Origin of the sequence: Oceanobacillus locisalsi (genome assembly GCF_042675985.1) — a bacterium.
GTDB lineage: Bacteria > Bacillota > Bacilli > Bacillales > Amphibacillaceae > Oceanobacillus > Oceanobacillus locisalsi.
Window position 1 is genome coordinate 24,656 of the sequence record NZ_JBHTKK010000021.1, and the last position, 15,428, is coordinate 40,083.

General features: G+C 41.3%; 28 protein-coding genes. All 28 read right to left on the reverse strand.

What is annotated here, in order from left to right:
- Positions 1 to 24: 24 nt before the first annotated feature.
- The gene (locus ACFQ19_RS15105; protein WP_379593433.1) at positions 25 to 822 is read right to left on the reverse strand and encodes an energy-coupling factor transporter transmembrane component T family protein; all 798 of its coding nucleotides are present in this window, start codon (positions 820 to 822) and stop codon (positions 25 to 27) included.
- Positions 815 to 1,684: an energy-coupling factor ABC transporter ATP-binding protein gene (locus tag ACFQ19_RS15110; protein WP_379593434.1), complete on the reverse strand. Its 870-nt coding sequence runs from the start codon at positions 1,682 to 1,684 to the stop codon at positions 815 to 817. Before ACFQ19_RS15110 ends, ACFQ19_RS15105 begins: the two co-directional genes overlap by 8 nt.
- Positions 1,660 to 2,502: an energy-coupling factor ABC transporter ATP-binding protein gene (locus tag ACFQ19_RS15115; RefSeq protein WP_379593435.1), complete on the reverse strand. Its 843-nt coding sequence runs from the start codon at positions 2,500 to 2,502 to the stop codon at positions 1,660 to 1,662. Before ACFQ19_RS15115 ends, ACFQ19_RS15110 begins: the two co-directional genes overlap by 25 nt.
- Positions 2,503 to 3,046: 544 nt before the next feature.
- The gene (gene rplQ, locus ACFQ19_RS15120) at positions 3,047 to 3,400 is read right to left on the reverse strand and encodes a 50S ribosomal protein L17 (protein ID WP_379593436.1); all 354 of its coding nucleotides are present in this window, start codon (positions 3,398 to 3,400) and stop codon (positions 3,047 to 3,049) included.
- 45 nt (positions 3,401 to 3,445) lie between these two features.
- Complete coding sequence (locus ACFQ19_RS15125; protein WP_379593437.1) at positions 3,446 to 4,390, reverse strand: DNA-directed RNA polymerase subunit alpha; 945 nt, start codon at positions 4,388 to 4,390, stop codon at positions 3,446 to 3,448.
- 204 nt (positions 4,391 to 4,594) lie between these two features.
- Entirely contained in the window at positions 4,595 to 4,984 is a 390-nt protein-coding gene (rpsK, locus tag ACFQ19_RS15130) for a 30S ribosomal protein S11 (RefSeq protein WP_379593438.1), read from the reverse strand.
- A gap of 21 nt (positions 4,985 to 5,005) precedes the next feature.
- Complete coding sequence (gene rpsM, locus ACFQ19_RS15135) at positions 5,006 to 5,374, reverse strand: 30S ribosomal protein S13 (RefSeq protein ID WP_379593439.1); 369 nt, start codon at positions 5,372 to 5,374, stop codon at positions 5,006 to 5,008.
- 23 nt (positions 5,375 to 5,397) lie between these two features.
- Positions 5,398 to 5,511: a 50S ribosomal protein L36 gene (rpmJ, locus tag ACFQ19_RS15140; protein WP_176449720.1), complete on the reverse strand. Its 114-nt coding sequence runs from the start codon at positions 5,509 to 5,511 to the stop codon at positions 5,398 to 5,400.
- Positions 5,512 to 5,542: 31 nt separating this feature from the next.
- The gene (gene infA, locus ACFQ19_RS15145; protein WP_040985051.1) at positions 5,543 to 5,761 is read right to left on the reverse strand and encodes a translation initiation factor IF-1; all 219 of its coding nucleotides are present in this window, start codon (positions 5,759 to 5,761) and stop codon (positions 5,543 to 5,545) included.
- A gap of 457 nt (positions 5,762 to 6,218) precedes the next feature.
- A complete protein-coding gene (locus tag ACFQ19_RS15150; RefSeq protein ID WP_379593440.1) occupies positions 6,219 to 6,863 on the reverse strand; it encodes an adenylate kinase in 645 nt (214 codons plus the stop codon).
- A 30-nt stretch (positions 6,864 to 6,893) separates the two neighbouring features.
- Positions 6,894 to 8,189, reverse strand: a complete 1,296-nt coding sequence (gene secY / locus ACFQ19_RS15155) for a preprotein translocase subunit SecY (protein ID WP_379593441.1) — start codon at positions 8,187 to 8,189, stop codon at positions 6,894 to 6,896.
- A gap of 1 nt (position 8,190) precedes the next feature.
- A complete protein-coding gene (gene rplO, locus ACFQ19_RS15160) occupies positions 8,191 to 8,631 on the reverse strand; it encodes a 50S ribosomal protein L15 (RefSeq protein ID WP_379593442.1) in 441 nt (146 codons plus the stop codon).
- Positions 8,632 to 8,660: 29 nt separating this feature from the next.
- Complete coding sequence (gene rpmD / locus ACFQ19_RS15165; protein WP_379593444.1) at positions 8,661 to 8,843, reverse strand: 50S ribosomal protein L30; 183 nt, start codon at positions 8,841 to 8,843, stop codon at positions 8,661 to 8,663.
- A gap of 13 nt (positions 8,844 to 8,856) precedes the next feature.
- Positions 8,857 to 9,360, reverse strand: coding sequence for a 30S ribosomal protein S5 (gene rpsE / locus ACFQ19_RS15170; protein WP_379593445.1), 504 nt, complete (start codon positions 9,358 to 9,360; stop codon positions 8,857 to 8,859).
- Positions 9,361 to 9,385: 25 nt separating this feature from the next.
- Positions 9,386 to 9,745, reverse strand: coding sequence for a 50S ribosomal protein L18 (gene rplR, locus ACFQ19_RS15175; protein WP_379593446.1), 360 nt, complete (start codon positions 9,743 to 9,745; stop codon positions 9,386 to 9,388).
- Positions 9,746 to 9,775: 30 nt separating this feature from the next.
- The gene (rplF, locus tag ACFQ19_RS15180; RefSeq protein ID WP_379593447.1) at positions 9,776 to 10,312 is read right to left on the reverse strand and encodes a 50S ribosomal protein L6; all 537 of its coding nucleotides are present in this window, start codon (positions 10,310 to 10,312) and stop codon (positions 9,776 to 9,778) included.
- Positions 10,313 to 10,343: 31 nt separating this feature from the next.
- Entirely contained in the window at positions 10,344 to 10,742 is a 399-nt protein-coding gene (gene rpsH / locus ACFQ19_RS15185) for a 30S ribosomal protein S8 (RefSeq protein ID WP_379593448.1), read from the reverse strand.
- A 29-nt stretch (positions 10,743 to 10,771) separates the two neighbouring features.
- Positions 10,772 to 10,957, reverse strand: coding sequence for a type Z 30S ribosomal protein S14 (locus ACFQ19_RS15190; RefSeq protein WP_092494501.1), 186 nt, complete (start codon positions 10,955 to 10,957; stop codon positions 10,772 to 10,774).
- A 29-nt stretch (positions 10,958 to 10,986) separates the two neighbouring features.
- The gene (rplE, locus tag ACFQ19_RS15195) at positions 10,987 to 11,526 is read right to left on the reverse strand and encodes a 50S ribosomal protein L5 (protein ID WP_379593449.1); all 540 of its coding nucleotides are present in this window, start codon (positions 11,524 to 11,526) and stop codon (positions 10,987 to 10,989) included.
- Between the two features lie 27 nt (positions 11,527 to 11,553).
- Complete coding sequence (gene rplX / locus ACFQ19_RS15200; protein WP_379593450.1) at positions 11,554 to 11,865, reverse strand: 50S ribosomal protein L24; 312 nt, start codon at positions 11,863 to 11,865, stop codon at positions 11,554 to 11,556.
- 34 nt (positions 11,866 to 11,899) lie between these two features.
- Positions 11,900 to 12,268, reverse strand: a complete 369-nt coding sequence (gene rplN, locus ACFQ19_RS15205) for a 50S ribosomal protein L14 (RefSeq protein ID WP_080876127.1) — start codon at positions 12,266 to 12,268, stop codon at positions 11,900 to 11,902.
- Positions 12,269 to 12,310: 42 nt separating this feature from the next.
- Positions 12,311 to 12,574 (reverse strand): 30S ribosomal protein S17, encoded by a 264-nt coding sequence (rpsQ, locus tag ACFQ19_RS15210; protein WP_379593451.1) that lies wholly within the window; start codon positions 12,572 to 12,574, stop codon positions 12,311 to 12,313.
- Positions 12,575 to 12,591: 17 nt separating this feature from the next.
- Complete coding sequence (gene rpmC, locus ACFQ19_RS15215) at positions 12,592 to 12,792, reverse strand: 50S ribosomal protein L29 (RefSeq protein ID WP_379593452.1); 201 nt, start codon at positions 12,790 to 12,792, stop codon at positions 12,592 to 12,594.
- Positions 12,782 to 13,216, reverse strand: a complete 435-nt coding sequence (gene rplP / locus ACFQ19_RS15220; protein WP_379593453.1) for a 50S ribosomal protein L16 — start codon at positions 13,214 to 13,216, stop codon at positions 12,782 to 12,784. The genes rpmC and rplP overlap by 11 nt, the downstream gene beginning before the upstream one ends.
- An 18-nt stretch (positions 13,217 to 13,234) precedes the next feature.
- Positions 13,235 to 13,876 carry a 30S ribosomal protein S3 gene (rpsC, locus tag ACFQ19_RS15225; RefSeq protein ID WP_379593454.1) on the reverse strand — a complete coding sequence of 214 codons (642 nt, stop codon included), beginning with the start codon at positions 13,874 to 13,876 and terminating at the stop codon, positions 13,235 to 13,237.
- A gap of 3 nt (positions 13,877 to 13,879) precedes the next feature.
- Positions 13,880 to 14,221 (reverse strand): 50S ribosomal protein L22, encoded by a 342-nt coding sequence (gene rplV, locus ACFQ19_RS15230; protein WP_379593455.1) that lies wholly within the window; start codon positions 14,219 to 14,221, stop codon positions 13,880 to 13,882.
- Between the two features lie 18 nt (positions 14,222 to 14,239).
- Positions 14,240 to 14,518 carry a 30S ribosomal protein S19 gene (gene rpsS / locus ACFQ19_RS15235; RefSeq protein ID WP_379593456.1) on the reverse strand — a complete coding sequence of 93 codons (279 nt, stop codon included), beginning with the start codon at positions 14,516 to 14,518 and terminating at the stop codon, positions 14,240 to 14,242.
- 57 nt (positions 14,519 to 14,575) lie between these two features.
- The gene (gene rplB / locus ACFQ19_RS15240; protein ID WP_379593457.1) at positions 14,576 to 15,412 is read right to left on the reverse strand and encodes a 50S ribosomal protein L2; all 837 of its coding nucleotides are present in this window, start codon (positions 15,410 to 15,412) and stop codon (positions 14,576 to 14,578) included.
- Between the last annotated feature and the right edge of the window lie 16 nt (positions 15,413 to 15,428).

The following is a 15,428-nucleotide window of genomic DNA, read 5'->3' on the forward strand; positions in this document are numbered from 1 at the left end:
GTGTACAATCCTTTCTTCCTTCCATTACTGTCTTAATATAAACAATGCCGCTAACATGAGAACAAAGCCGATCAGAACCAGAATATCTTTGGTGCCTACATGTAATTCACGAAGCTTAGTTCTTCCTTCTCCGCCTTGGTATCCGCGGGCTTCCATTGCCATCGCTAAGTCTTCCGCACGTTTAAAAGCACTGACAAACAAAGGAACCAGCAGCGGAATGACAGCCATCACCCGGTCTTTGACAGGCCCTGTACGAAAGTCCACACCACGCGCTGCCTGGGCTCGTGATATTTTATCCGTTTCCTGCATCAGCGTGGGAATAAAACGCAGCGAAATAGACATCATCAAAGCCAGTTCATGAACGGGGAATTTGACTTTCTTCAATGGATGAAGCATTTCCTCCATCGCATCGGTAATTTCAATTGGTGTCGTGGTCAGCGTTAATAATGAAGTGGTCAGTATCAGCAGGAAAAATCGCAGGGAAATCGCAAAACCTTGTATAACCCCGCCGCTGTAAATATGGATAAAACCCCAATCCAGCCAGAGCTCGCCTTCATTCGTAATAATCAAATGCAGAATAAATGTAAAAATAATTAAAAACCAGACCGGCAGCAATCCTTTTAATATAAACTTCAACGGCACTCTAGAATTCAATACACAAAGCAATGAAAATGCCGTTAATAAGCTGTAGGACGCTACATTATTTGCGAAAAACACGACAATCACAAAGAAAAACACGACGGTGATTTTCGTTCTTGGATCCAACCGATGAATAAAGGAATTCCCGGGAACATACTGACCGATGATTAAGGCATTATTCATCCGAACCCACCTCCAGCTGTTCCTTTATTTCATATGCTAACTCTCGTAAAGACTGATGCTGATAGCTGAAAGAAGTACCAAAACGCTCATTATACTGGTTCAGAAACTGAATCACCTCAGGAATACCTAACTGTACTTCCCGCAGTTTATCTGCTTGTCTAAATACCTCAAGCGGCGGGCCTTCCATATATTTTTGTCCCTTATTTAGAATAATGATTTTATCTGCATAAGTCAGCGCATCCTCCATGCTATGGGTAACTAATACCGTTGTCAGGCCGCGTTCTTTATGCAGCTTATAAAACATATCCATCATTTCACGTTGTCCTCGTGGATCAAGACCTGCAGTGGGCTCATCCAATACGAGGACTTCCGGACTCATCGCTAAAACGCCGGCAATAGCTACACGCCGCTTCTGCCCCCCGCTTAAATCAAATGGAGAACGTGCTAATAATTCTTCCGACAAACCGACAGCCGGGAGAATATCTTCTATCCGGCGATTGATTTCCTCCTGTTCCACGCCAAAATTCTTTGGACCAAAAGCGATATCTTTAGCTACCGTTTCTTCAAATAACTGGTGCTCCGGATATTGGAAGACAACACCGACTTTTCTTCGCAGCTCACGGATATCCTTAGGCTTCCCTTCAGCAGTCAATTGGAAGTCACCGATCATTATTTCTCCCCTGCTCGGTTTACTTAAACCATTGAGATGCTGAATAAGGGTCGACTTCCCAGATCCTGTATGACCGATAACGGCAACAAACGAACCAGAATCCATCGTAAAGGAAATATCTTCAAGTGCTTTATGGGCAAAAGGGCTATTCTCTTGATAAATATAACTTACGTCTTTGAATTGAATTTCCATAATTCCTCCAACAACTCTTCGTGGTTTAGCGCTGCTTCTTTTAACGGAACTCCCTGTTTCAACAGCTCATCGGTTAATTGCCCGACAAAAGGTACATCCAAACCGATCTCACGTAATTCTTCCCGCTGCAGAAATAACTCTCTCGGCGTTGTTTCTTCCCAAATGTGACCTTGATTCATCACAATCACCCGGTCCGCCTGAACAATTTCTTGCAGGTCATGTGTGATAGTAACCAGGGACAATCCTTCTGACTCCTGAATATCATTCACCGTATGCATAATTTCTTGTCTTCCTGTCGGATCCAGCATCGCAGTAGCCTCGTCTAGAATCAATACCTTGGGAGCTATCGCTAAGACACTGGCAATAGCTACACGCTGCTTTTGGCCCCCAGATAAACGATGCGGTTCAGCAATGAGATAATCCTGCATACGAACAGCAGATAAGGTGCGCTGGATTCTCTTTCTCATCTCTTCTCGGGGGACTCCTCTGTTTTCCATTCCAAAGGCAACATCGTCTTGCACCGTAGCCCCGACAAATTGATTATCTGGATTCTGAAAGACCATCCCTACATCTTTACGTATATCCCAGACAGTATCATCATCCACTTTTTGCCCACTGACAATGATTTCTCCGTCTTTTGGCATTAATAATCCATTAAGCAGCTTGGCAATGGTTGATTTTCCTGAGCCGTTATGCCCGATAATAGCAACCCATTCGCCTTCATAAATCTCAAAGGAAACCTGATTTAACACAAGCGCTCCTTCTTCCTCATATTGAAAGGAAACATTCTTAAACTCTACTAGCTTTTTTCTATCCATCCAGACACCTCCTTCTCCTGTTGTTTATTATGTAATTTGCTTTTTCTATTATGGCTATTTTATCGACTTTCTTTCATGAAAGAAAGTCTAGGCTAGACTATAAAATAAAAAATAAATATCGAACATATTCTGTGAGAATCATCCGCTCCGAAAATATACTCCGCTTTCCGCGGGCGGCTGGTGAGCCCTCTTGTGCTGACGCACTGCGATGTCTCACCTATGCGTAGTGTGAAAACCCCGCAGGAAAAAAGCGAACTTCTTTTTTTCTACCACAGGCATAAGTGTGACTAAGCTTCTGTCTGCGCCTGTCGGCTTGCCAATCAGCAAGTCTTCTTTAAAGGAGTGAGGACAAGCCCACGGAAAGCGTAGTGTATTTCTGGGGTTGCGATTACTCCCCCATCAAAAGCCGTTGGAGCGACATTCATCAGCACAACTTCTTCTCTGGACTCCTTACAAGAAAATCATAATCATTTTTCAATACAAAAAAAGGGCTTGGATAACCTCTGAGAGAGATTGAGTCCTGCCCCTTGCCGTTTGTAGTAAATTAAACCAGCTCAATGATTGCCATTTTAGCGCCATCGCCTTGGCGTTCACCAAGTTTAAGAACACGTGTATATCCACCTTGTCTATCTTCATAGCGCGCAGCAACATCATCAAATAGTTTTTGAATTACGTTATTATCTTCATCCGCTTCTTTGTTGTATAAAAATGAAGCTGCTTGACGGCGTGCATGTAAATCACCACGTTTACCAAGCGTAATCATTTTATCTACAATTGATCTTAACTCTTTCGCTTTTGCTTCTGTTGTTTCAATGCGCTCATGAACAATCACATCAGTTGCAAGATTGCGAAGAAGAGCCATGCGGTCATCTGTTCTACGTCCTAATTTTCTAGCCACGGACTATCCCTCCCTTTTTCGAAACTCTACAGGTGACTGGTTGAATCAGTCATCATCGCGAAGACCTAATCCGAGATCTTCTAATTTCACTTTTACTTCTTCTAATGATTTACGTCCTAAATTACGAACCTTCATCATATCTTCTTCTGATTTATTTGCAAGTTCCTGAACCGTGTTGATACCAGCACGCTTCAAGCAGTTGTAAGAACGAACAGAAAGATCTAGTTCTTCAATGGTCATTTCCATTACTTTTTCTTTTTGATCTTCTTCTTTTTCAACCATAATTTCAACACTCTGTGCTTCATCTGTTAAGCTGACAAAAATACTTAAATGCTCGCTGATAATTTTTGCACCCAAGGAAACAGCTTCTTCCGGGCGAATACTACCATCTGTCAAAACATCCAATGTCAGTTTATCATAATTGGCAATTTGACCGACACGTGTGTTCTCAACTTGATACGTCACACGTGATACCGGAGTGAAGATGGAATCAATCGGAATAACACCAATTGGTTGATCATCAAACTTGTTTTCTTCAGCCGGACGATAACCGCGGCCTCTTTCAGCAGTTAACTTCATATGCAGGCTGGCTTTACTGTTTAACGTTGCAATATGAAGATCCGGGTTCATCACTTCTACATCACTGTCATAAGTTAAGTCAGCAGCAGTCACTGCTCCTTCGCCTTGAACATCAATTTCCAATGTTTTTAAATCATCAGAGTAGATTTTAAGTGCAAGTTTTTTCAAGTTAAGAATGATAGTAGTTACATCCTCTACAACGCCGTCAATGGTTGAAAATTCGTGCAGTGCGCCATCAATATGAACGGATGTTACTGCAGCACCGGGAAGTGAGGATAGTAAGATACGACGCAAGGAGTTTCCAAGTGTGGCACCATATCCACGTTCTAGCGGCTCAACTACAAATTTCCCAAACGTAGCGTCCTCGCTAATTTCAATCGTTTCAATTTTTGGCTTTTCTATCTCGATCATTTAACAAACCCTCCTTTAAAACGTCGAAACCCCGGCTAGACAAACAAAGTCTAACCGAAATTCCTCAAATAGGCAGTTGCGTTTCTGCGCTACCTTAAAATCTTTCGTACGAACTGTCTTTGGAATCTGTTTATCTACAACATGTAGATAACCGTATGTTTTATCAACCATTATTGACAGGATGACAAATTCTATACGGTTAAATTAAACACGACGACGTTTTGGCGGGCGGCAACCATTATGAGGAACTGGAGTTACGTCAACAATTGCCGTAACTTCTAATCCAGCAGCCTGTAAAGAGCGGATTGCAGCTTCACGTCCAGCGCCAGGTCCTTTAACAGTAACTTCTAATGTTTTCATGCCGTTTTCGATTGCAGAACGAGCAGCTGTTTCAGCAGCCATTTGTGCAGCAAACGGAGTTGATTTTTTAGATCCTTTAAAACCAAGAGCACCAGCTGAGCTCCATCCAACCGCATTACCTTGTGTATCCGTAACAGTAACAATCGTATTGTTAAACGTAGAACGGATATGGGCAATACCAGATTCTATATTCTTTTTCACACGACGTTTACGCGTATTTGTTTTACGTGCCATTTGTAAGCTTACCTCCTTACATTACTTTTTCTTGTTAGCCATTGTTTTACGTGGGCCTTTACGTGTACGAGAGTTATTCTTCGTTTTTTGTCCGCGAACCGGTAATCCGCGACGGTGACGAATCCCTCTGTAAGAGCCGATTTCAATCAAACGTTTGATATTTAAAGATACTTCACGACGAAGGTCACCTTCCGTAGTATGATTATTATCAATCACTTGACGGATTTTTGTTAATTCGTCTTCCGTTAAATCACGAACACGAGTACTTTCAGAAACGCCTGCTTCTTTAAGGATTTCTTGTGCAGTAGTTTTTCCAACACCGTAGACATAAGTCAGGGAAATTACTACACGTTTATCACGTGGAATATCAATACCTGCAATACGTGCCATAGAATGCTAGCACCTCCTATTTTTTAGCCTTGTTTTTGTTTGTGTTTTGGATTATCACAAATCACCATTAGTTTACCTTTGCGTTTGATGACTTTGCATTTCTCGCAAATTGGTTTTACAGATGCTCTTACCTTCATCATCATTACCTCCTTTTAGATCGGAGCTCGTTTATTTATAACGGTACGTAATTCGTCCTTTGGTTAAATCATACGGAGAAAGTTCAACCGTTACTTTATCGCCTGGCAAAATGCGGATAAAGTGCATACGGATTTTACCAGATACATGCGCCAACACGGTGTGGCCATTTTCAAGCTCCACTTTAAACATCGCATTCGGCAATGTATCTGTCACTGTACCTTCTACTTCAATAACATCATCTTTCGCCATTGTGTGTGATCTCCCTTCTTCAAATCAGTTACAACCTTATCTAAATTTAGGATAAGCTTCATTTCCCTTTTGTGACAAGCCGTTTTTGCTATTGCTGCTCACGTTCATCATAAGGGAAACATTCATCGTACACCTAGCGCACTATTATCATCTAAAGATGATTTAAGAGCACTGCTTCCTCCATGGGCCAGCATAAAACAACCGACCGTTCACAACCGAGACATCAATTGTACTGACCTGAATCACTATCCTGCATCATACGTACAAATGGACCTCAGTAAAAAATCAATTTGTTAACGTATATCTGCTCTCACCATCACTTAGGCAATTGTTCGTTTATATCAAAAGGTTGATAAACCAATTTTATCGTGTTTGATAAAAGCATTACACATTATCCCACCTATTATAACGTGCAGACCTGAGTTTTGCACTTATTCTGTTCGTTAACAGGCTTGACTTATTTATCCAAGATGGATGCAATGTCGGAAAAGACGTCTTCGATATCGCGATCACCGTCTACCTTCACAAGATATCCTTTATCCTGATAAAAATCAAGTAGTGGTTGTGTTTGCTCTACGTTAACGGCTAACCGTTTCTTTACCGTTTCAGGTTGATCATCATCTCGCTGAATTAACTGGGAGCCATCCTTATCGCAAATGCCTTCCTCTTCTGGAGGGTTGTAAATGACGTGATAAGTTGTTCCGCAAGTCGGGCAAATTCTCCGTCCAGTTAAACGCTCTACCAATTTTTCTTCTGGTACGTCCACATGTATACAATAATCGATGGTTCTATTCAAATCAGCAGTCAAATCTTGCAGCGCTTCTGCCTGAGCAATTGTACGAGGGAATCCATCTAATAGAAATCCTTCTGCACAATCATCCTTTGCTAAGCGCTCCTTGACAATACCAATCGTTACTTCATCTGGAACAAGGCTTCCTTGATCCATATATTCCTTCGCTTTTTTTCCAAGGTCTGTACCCTCTTTAATAGCTGACCGGAACATATCCCCGGTTGAAATGTGAGGGATATTATATTCTTCTTCGATTTTTTCGGCCTGGGTACCTTTCCCGGCACCAGGTAGCCCCATTAAAATTAAATTCATTGTTTCCCCTCGCTTTTGTAGACAGGAAATTTATTTAATAAACCCTTTATAATGCCGTTTCACAAGCTGACCTTCTAATTGTTTCATAGTTGTTAATGCAACTCCGACAACGATGATCAAGCTCGTACCGCCGATTTGAACTGTCTGTGGCAGATTAGCCAGACCGCCCAGAATAATCGGAAATACAGAAACAGTCGCTAAGAATAAGGCGCCGACAAAAGTCAATCTACGAATAACCCTTGTTAAATATTCCTCTGTATTATGCCCAGGGCGTATACCAGGGATATAGCCGCCTTGTCTTTGTAAGTTCTCTGACATTTGTTCCGGATTCACCTGAACAAATGTATAGAAATAGGAGAAAGCAATAATCAGTGCCACATAGATTATCATGCCTACAGGCTGTGTATAATCAAAAATGTACGTCACTGTGTTAGCTACACTGTTCCCCTCAAAAAATCCGGCAATCGTAGTAGGTGCAACCATAAAGGCAATGGCAAAAATGACCGGAATAACTCCCGCTGCATTGACCTTGATTGGCAGATGCGTCGACTGTCCGCCTACTGGATTACGATTTACCAGCTTTTTCGCATACTGTACCGGAATCTTACGTAATGCTTCGTTTACGAAAATAATTCCGACTGTTACAGCGATAATGACTAAAACAATTAACGTAACAATAACGATATTGATAAACAATTCACTTCCCGGATTGGAGAAATACTGATTGAATATTTGAGCGGCACCATTCGGGATAGCAGCAACAATACCGGCAAAGATAATGATGGAAATACCATTACCTACTCCGTGCGCAGTAATTTGCTCTCCTAACCACATAAGAAAGGCTGTTCCGCCGGTTAATACAACTGCAATCATTAAGAATTTCATAACGCCAGGATCTTGAATTAGTAAACCGCCTGCCATCGCATTAAAGCCGACAGACATCGCAATTGCTTGGATAAAAGCTATGCCGACCGCTGCATAACGTGTTACTTGAGCAATTTTTTTCCGTCCCATTTCTCCCTGCTTTTTCCATTCAGCAAACTTTGGAACAACATCCATTTGTAACAACTGCATGATGATTGATGCGGTGATATAAGGCATGATTCCCATTGCAAAAATAGAGAAGTTTTCAAGTGCCCCGCCGCCGAAAGTATTAATGAAACCAAACATATTTTGCTGTTCCATCATAAAATCGAGGGCAGATCTATCCGTAAATGGTACAGGAATAAACGTACCAATACGGAATACAACAAGCATCAACAGTGTAAATATAATTTTATTTCTTATATCTGTTACACGAAAAAAATTGGAGAGTGTCTGAAACAAGTTAGATCACCTCAGATTGACCGCCCGCTGCCTCAATTGCTTCTTTCGCCGATGCAGAGAACTTATGAGCTTTTACAGTCAGTTTCTTTTCTACTTGACCTTTTCCAAGAACCTTAATTCCAGCATTCAATTTGCTTACGACACCAGTTTCTAATAACAGCTCTGGAGTAACTTCAGTTCCTTCGTCAAAGCGATTCAGTGCATCAAGGTTCACAATTGTATACTCTTTACGGTTAATGTTGGTAAATCCACGTTTCGGTAAACGTTGGAATAAAGGCATTTGACCACCTTCAAAACCAAGTCTTACACCGCCGCCAGAACGAGCTTTTTGACCTTTATGCCCACGACCAGAAGTTTTTCCGTTACCTGAAGACATGCCGCGACCTACACGGTTTCTTTCTCTACGGGTTCCTTCTTCTGCTTTTAATTCATGAAGTTTCATGCGAGCACCTCCTCTTTACAATAGATTTATTATACTTCTTTAACTGTCAATAAGTGGGACACTTTGTTAACCATACCGCGAATGGCTGGAGTATCTTCACGTACAACCGATTGACGAATTTTCTTCAACCCTAACGCTTCAACAGTTTTGCGTTGAACGTCAGTGCCACCGATAACACTGCGAGTGAGGGTTATTTCCAATTTTTTAGACATCGTGATTCCCTCCTTATCCTAACAGTTCTTCAACAGACTTTCCACGTAATTTCGCTACGTCCTCAGCTGTTTTTAAATTTGTTAAACCGTTCAATGTAGCACGGATGACATTGATTGGTGTGTTGGATCCTAATGATTTTGTCAGGATATCACCTACACCAGCAAGCTCTAGAATCGCACGTACAGGGCCGCCAGAGATAACTCCGGTACCTTCAGAAGCCGGCTTCATCAATACATTGCCAGAACCATATTGTCCATGAATTTGGTGTGGAATGGTTGTGCCTACGATTGGTACAGTAATTAAGTTTTTCTTCGCGTCATCTACTGCTTTTTTAATTGCTTCTGGTACTTCTTGAGCTTTACCAGTACCGAAGCCAACATGACCGTTTTTGTCACCTACAACAACTAATGCTGCAAAGCGGAAACGGCGTCCACCTCTTACAACTTTTGCAACACGGTTGACCGTAACAACACGTTCTTCAAGATCTAATTTGCTCGGATCAATATTCGTATTCATTATAGATGCTTACCTCCTTTAACTTTTAAAATTCAAGGCCTTCCTCACGAGCTGCCTCTGCTAAAGCTTTGATACGTCCATGATATAAATAACCACCACGATCAAATACAACGGATTTATATCCTTTGTCAATTGCACGTTTTGCAACAGCTGTCCCTACTTCTTTTGCGGCATCAACGTTATTGCCGTCAATTCCAAGTTCTTTATCAACTGTAGAAGCACTTGCGAGGGTTAAGCCGTTTACGTCATCTATTAATTGAACATAAATGTTTTTGTTAGAGCGGAACACGTTTAAACGTGGACACTCTGCATTTCCTGATAATGTTTTACGCACACGGTTATGGCGTTTTTTACGAATAACATTTCTGTCAGGCTTTGTAATCATCTGGGTCACTCCTTTCTCGGCTGACTAAACTTACTTAGCAGTTTTACCTTCTTTACGACGTACATATTCATCCGCATATTTAATTCCTTTACCTTTGTAAGGCTCCGGCGGGCGGATTGCGCGGATATTAGCAGCAACTGCTCCTACTAATTCTTTATCAATACCTTTTACAATAATTTGTGCGTTGGTAGGTACTTCAATTTCAATACCATCAATTGGATCAACCTCTACAGGGTGTGAATAACCAGCGTTAACAATTGTTTTTTCTCCCTGCTTTTGAACACGGTAACCAACACCGTTGATTTCCAGTGATTTTTCAAAACCGTTACTTACTCCAACTACCATATTATTAATTAAACTGCGGGTAGTACCATGCAGTGCTCGGTGTTCTTTATGATCACTCGGGCGCTCGAATGTAATAATATTACCCTCAATATTCATTTTAATATCCGGATGAAAATCTCTTGTTAATTCACCCTTTGGTCCTTTTACAGTCAGTGTATTTCCGTTGAAATTCAATTCTACACCTTCTGGAATTTCAATAGGCTTCAGTCCGACACGAGACATTCCTTGCACCTCCTCTTTTAAAAATTAGTTCTTACCAAACGTACGCTAGTACTTCGCCGCCAACCGCTTGGGAACGAGCTTCTTTATCAGAAAGCATTCCGTTAGAAGTGGATACGATAGCAATGCCAAGTCCATTCAATACACGTGGTACTTCATTTGCTTTAGCATATACGCGTAAACCTGGTTTACTGATACGTTTAAGACCTGTGATTACTCTATCTTCTTTTGCACTGTATTTTAAGAAGATGCGCAATATCCCTTGTTTATTGTCTTCAACCAACTCATAATCCTTCACGTAACCTTCACGCTTCAGGATATCAGCGATCTCTTTTTTAATTTTAGAAGCAGGAAGCTCTAACTGTTCATGTTTAACCATGTTCGCATTACGGATGCGAGTAAGCATATCTGCAATTGGATCTGTCATAACCATTACTAATTACCTCCTTCCCGAATCGGGGATTACCAACTTGCTTTTTTGACACCAGGAATTTGACCTTTATAGGCAAGTTCACGGAAACAAATACGGCAAAGTTTAAATTTACGAATGACGGAATGTGGGCGACCACAGCGTTCGCAACGTGTATATTCTCTTACTTTATATTTTTGCGGGCGCTTTTGTTTCGCTATCATAGATTTTTTAGCCAAAATTTTCCCTCCTTGTATTAGCTTTTAGCTTACTTTTGGAAAGGCATGCCCATGCCAGCTAAAAGTTCACGGGCTTCTTCGTCTGTGTTAGAAGTTGTTACAATAACAATATCCATACCACGTACTTTATTTACTTTATCATAATTAATTTCTGGGAAAATCAATTGTTCTTTTACACCTAATGTGTAGTTTCCACGACCATCAAATGCTTTTTTAGAAATACCGCGGAAGTCACGTACACGTGGCAGTGATACTGCGATTAGTTTTTGCAGAAAGTCATACATGCGTTCGCCGCGCAGTGTAACTTTTGCACCGATCGGCATCCCTTCACGGAGACGGAAACCAGCGACAGATTTCTTAGCACGGGTAATCAATGGTTTTTGACCAGAAATTAATGCTAATTCTTCAACAGCACTGTCTAGCGCCTTAGAGTTTTGAACAGCGTCACCAACACCCATGTTGATCACGATCTTCTCTATTTTAGGTACTTCCATTACAGAATCATAAGTGAATTTATTCATTAAAGATGAAATGATTTCATCATTATATTTTAGTTTTAATTCGTTCATGTGTTAGCCCTCCTTTCACAGAAAAACTTATTTATCTAATGCTTCACCGGATTTTTTAGCAATACGGATTTTTTTACCTTCTTTTATTTCATAGCCAACACGAGTTGGTTCTCCGGACTTCGGATCAACCGGCAGTACATTAGAAACATGAATTGGAGCTTCGATATTCAAAATTCCGCCTTGCGGATTATCTTGAGACGGTTTCGCATGTTTTTGAATCATGTTCACGCCTTCGATTAATACACGCTCTTTTTTCGGAAATGCTTCTAGTACAGTACCTTCTTTACCGCGGTCTTTACCGGATAACACTTTGACTTTATCACCTTTTTTTACATGCATGCTTTACGCACCTCCTTGATGAGGAAATTTCTTCTTATAGAACTTCTGGAGCCAGAGATACGATTTTCATGAATTGAGCTTCACGCAATTCACGTGCAACAGGTCCGAAGATACGAGTTCCTCTTGGACTTTTGTCATCACGAACAATTACGGCAGCATTTTCATCAAAACGGATATATGAACCATCTTTACGACGGGCACCAGATTTAGATCGTACAATTACTGCTTTTACGACTTCACCTTTTTTGACAACGCCCCCTGGTGTTGCTTGTTTCACCGTACAAACGACCACATCACCAATGTTGGCAGTTTTACGACCGGAACCGCCTAGTACTTTAATGGTTAATACTTCACGAGCACCAGAGTTATCTGCAACCTTCAAACGGGTTTCTTGTTGAATCATAACACTGTGACCTCCCTTCGGATACCTTCCGAGCGAACTTTATTAAATAATTACCGCTTCTTCTACTACTTCTACTAAACGGAAACGTTTGGTAGCAGATAGTGGACGGGTTTCCATGATGCTTACGACATCGCCAGTTTTTGCAACGTTGTTTTCATCATGTGTTTTGAATTTCTTTGAATACTTCACACGTTTTCCATAAAGTTTATGGAATTTGTAAGTTTCAACTAAAACTGTAATCGTTTTGTCCATTTTGTCGGATACAACACGACCAGTATAAACTTTACGATCATTACGTTCAGACATTGAGGTTTACCTCCTCTTTAGTTATTTGCGCTTAGTTCGCGCTCGCGAACAACGGTTTTAAGGCGAGCGATGGATTTACGTACTTCACGGATGCGTGCAGTGTTTTCCAATTGGCCGGTAGCTAATTGGAAACGTAAATTAAATAGCTCTTCTTTTAACGTTTTTACATTTTTTTCAATTTCGGCAGTGGTTAAATCTCTGATTTCATTAGCCTTCATTGCTTTCACCACCAATTTCTTCACGTTTTACAAATTTCGTTTTAATAGGTAATTTATGAGATGCAAGACGAAGTGCTTCACGAGCTACCTCTTCGGATACACCTGCAATTTCAAACATAATCTTACCTGGTTTTACAACTGCTACCCATCCTTCTGGAGCACCTTTACCGGAACCCATTCGAACTTCCAAAGGCTTTGCAGTATAAGGTTTATCTGGAAAGATTTTGATCCAAACTTTACCGCCACGCTTCATGTAACGAGTCATTGCAATACGCGCTGCCTCGATTTGGCGGCTTGTAATCCAAGAAGCCTCAGTCGCTTGTAAACCATATTCTCCAAAAGAAACAGACGTACCGCCTTTTGCTTGGCCTCTCATTTTACCGCGATGTTGTTTACGATATTTAACACGTTTAGGCATTAACATAGTAATGAGCCCCCTCCCTTATTTATCGGTTATTGTTGGAAGGACTTCTCCACGATAGATCCATACTTTAACACCTAATTTACCATACGTTGTATCAGCTTCTGCTGTACCGTAATCAATGTCAGCACGTAAAGTATGAAGTGGTACTGTTCCTTCACTGTAATATTCTGCACGAGCGATGTCTGCACCGCCCAGACGTCCAGATACTTGTGTTTTAATTCCTTTTGCTCCTGCACGCATCGCACGTTGGATAGATTGCTTTTGAGCACGACGGAATGAAATACGATTTTCTAACTGACGAGCAATATTATCAGCTACGAGTGTTGCATCAAGATCTACTTTTTTAATTTCAACGATGTTGATATGCACTCGTTTGCCAGTTAAGTTATTTAAAGATTTACGTAATGCTTCTACTTCTGAACCGCCTTTACCAATGACCATTCCCGGTTTTCCGGTATGGATTGTGATGTTTACGCGGTTTGCTGCGCGTTCAATTTCAATAGAAGAAACAGAAGCCGTTTTTAGACGCTCATCAAGATATTCTCTGATTTTAATATCTTCGTGTAGTAAGTCTGCATAGTCTTTTCCAGCATACCATTTAGATTCCCAGTCTTTAATGACACCTATGCGAAGACCTGTTGGATTTACTTTTTGACCCACTGACTATCCCTCCTTCTTTTCAGTTACCACAACGGTAATGTGGCTGGTACGTTTATTGATTCTGCTTGCACGTCCTTGTGCACGCGCTTGGAAACGTTTCAAAGTAGCGCCTTCGTCAACAAAAGCTTCGGATACTACTAGATTATCTGCTTCCATTTCATAATTGTGCTCTGCATTTGCAATAGCAGAATTTAAAACTTTTTCTACGACTGGAGAAGCTCCACGCTGTGTATGTTTTAAAATAGCGATTGCTTCGCCAACTTGTTTTCCTCGAATTAGATCTATAACTAAACGAACTTTACGAGGAGCAATACGAACTGTTTTCGCAACGGCTTTAGCCTGCATGCCTGGTACCTCCTCTCATTAACGTCTTGTTTTTTTATCGTCACCAGCGTGTCCTTTAAATGTGCGAGTTGGTGCGAATTCACCCAATTTATGACCGACCATATCTTCTGTGATATATACTGGTACATGCTTGCGTCCATCATATACTGCAACGGTATGACCAACAAATTGCGGGAAGATGGTAGAGCGGCGAGACCATGATTTAATTACTTGCTTCTTATCTTCCGTGTTGAGCGCTTCGATTTTCTTCATTAGATGGTCATCTGCAAAAGGTCCTTTTTTCAAACTGCGACCCATGGATAAGCCTCCTTCCGGGGATTAGAGACGGGTGATTCAGCCCGTCCGTTTTTCCGTTTATTTTTTACGTTTACGTCTACGAACGATATACTTATCAGTTGTTTTGTTACGTTGACGTGTTTTGTAACCAATTGTTGGTTTGCCCCAAGGTGAAAGCGGTGATTTGCGTCCAATTGGTGCGCGTCCTTCACCACCACCATGCGGGTGATCGTTAGGGTTCATAACAGAACCGCGGACAGTTGGGCGTTTACCTTGCCAGCGGGTACGGCCGGCTTTACCTACACGGATCAGTTCATGTTCAATGTTACCTACTTGACCGATAGTAGCACGGCAGCTTGTTAAGATTAAACGAACTTCTCCAGAAGCAAGGCGAACCAATGTATATTTTTCTTCACGTCCAAGGATTTGAGCGTCCGCTCCAGCAGAACGAGCTAATTGTCCTCCACGTCCTGGTTTTAACTCGATATTGTGGATGATAGTACCTACCGGAATATTTCCCAGCGGTAAAGCATTACCTGTTTTAATATCTGCGTTCTCACCAGATTCAATCATTTGCCCTACTTTGACATTTTTCGGAGCAAGGATGTAACGTTTCTCCCCATCCACATAATGAATTAATGCAATGTTTGCTGAACGGTTGGGATCGTATTCGATTGTAGCAATGCGTCCTGGTACACCGTCTTTATCGCGTTTAAAGTCAATCATACGATATTGGCGTTTATGGCCGCCGCCTTGATGACGAACTGTCATTTTCCCTTGGTTATTGCGTCCTCCGCGTTTAGAAAGAGGAGATAAAAGGGATTTTTCAGGGGTAGTCGTTGTAATCTCTGCAAAGTCTGAACCAGACATATTACGTCTACCATTTGTAGTTGGTCTATACTTTTTAATCGCCATCGTTGTCCCTCCTTTT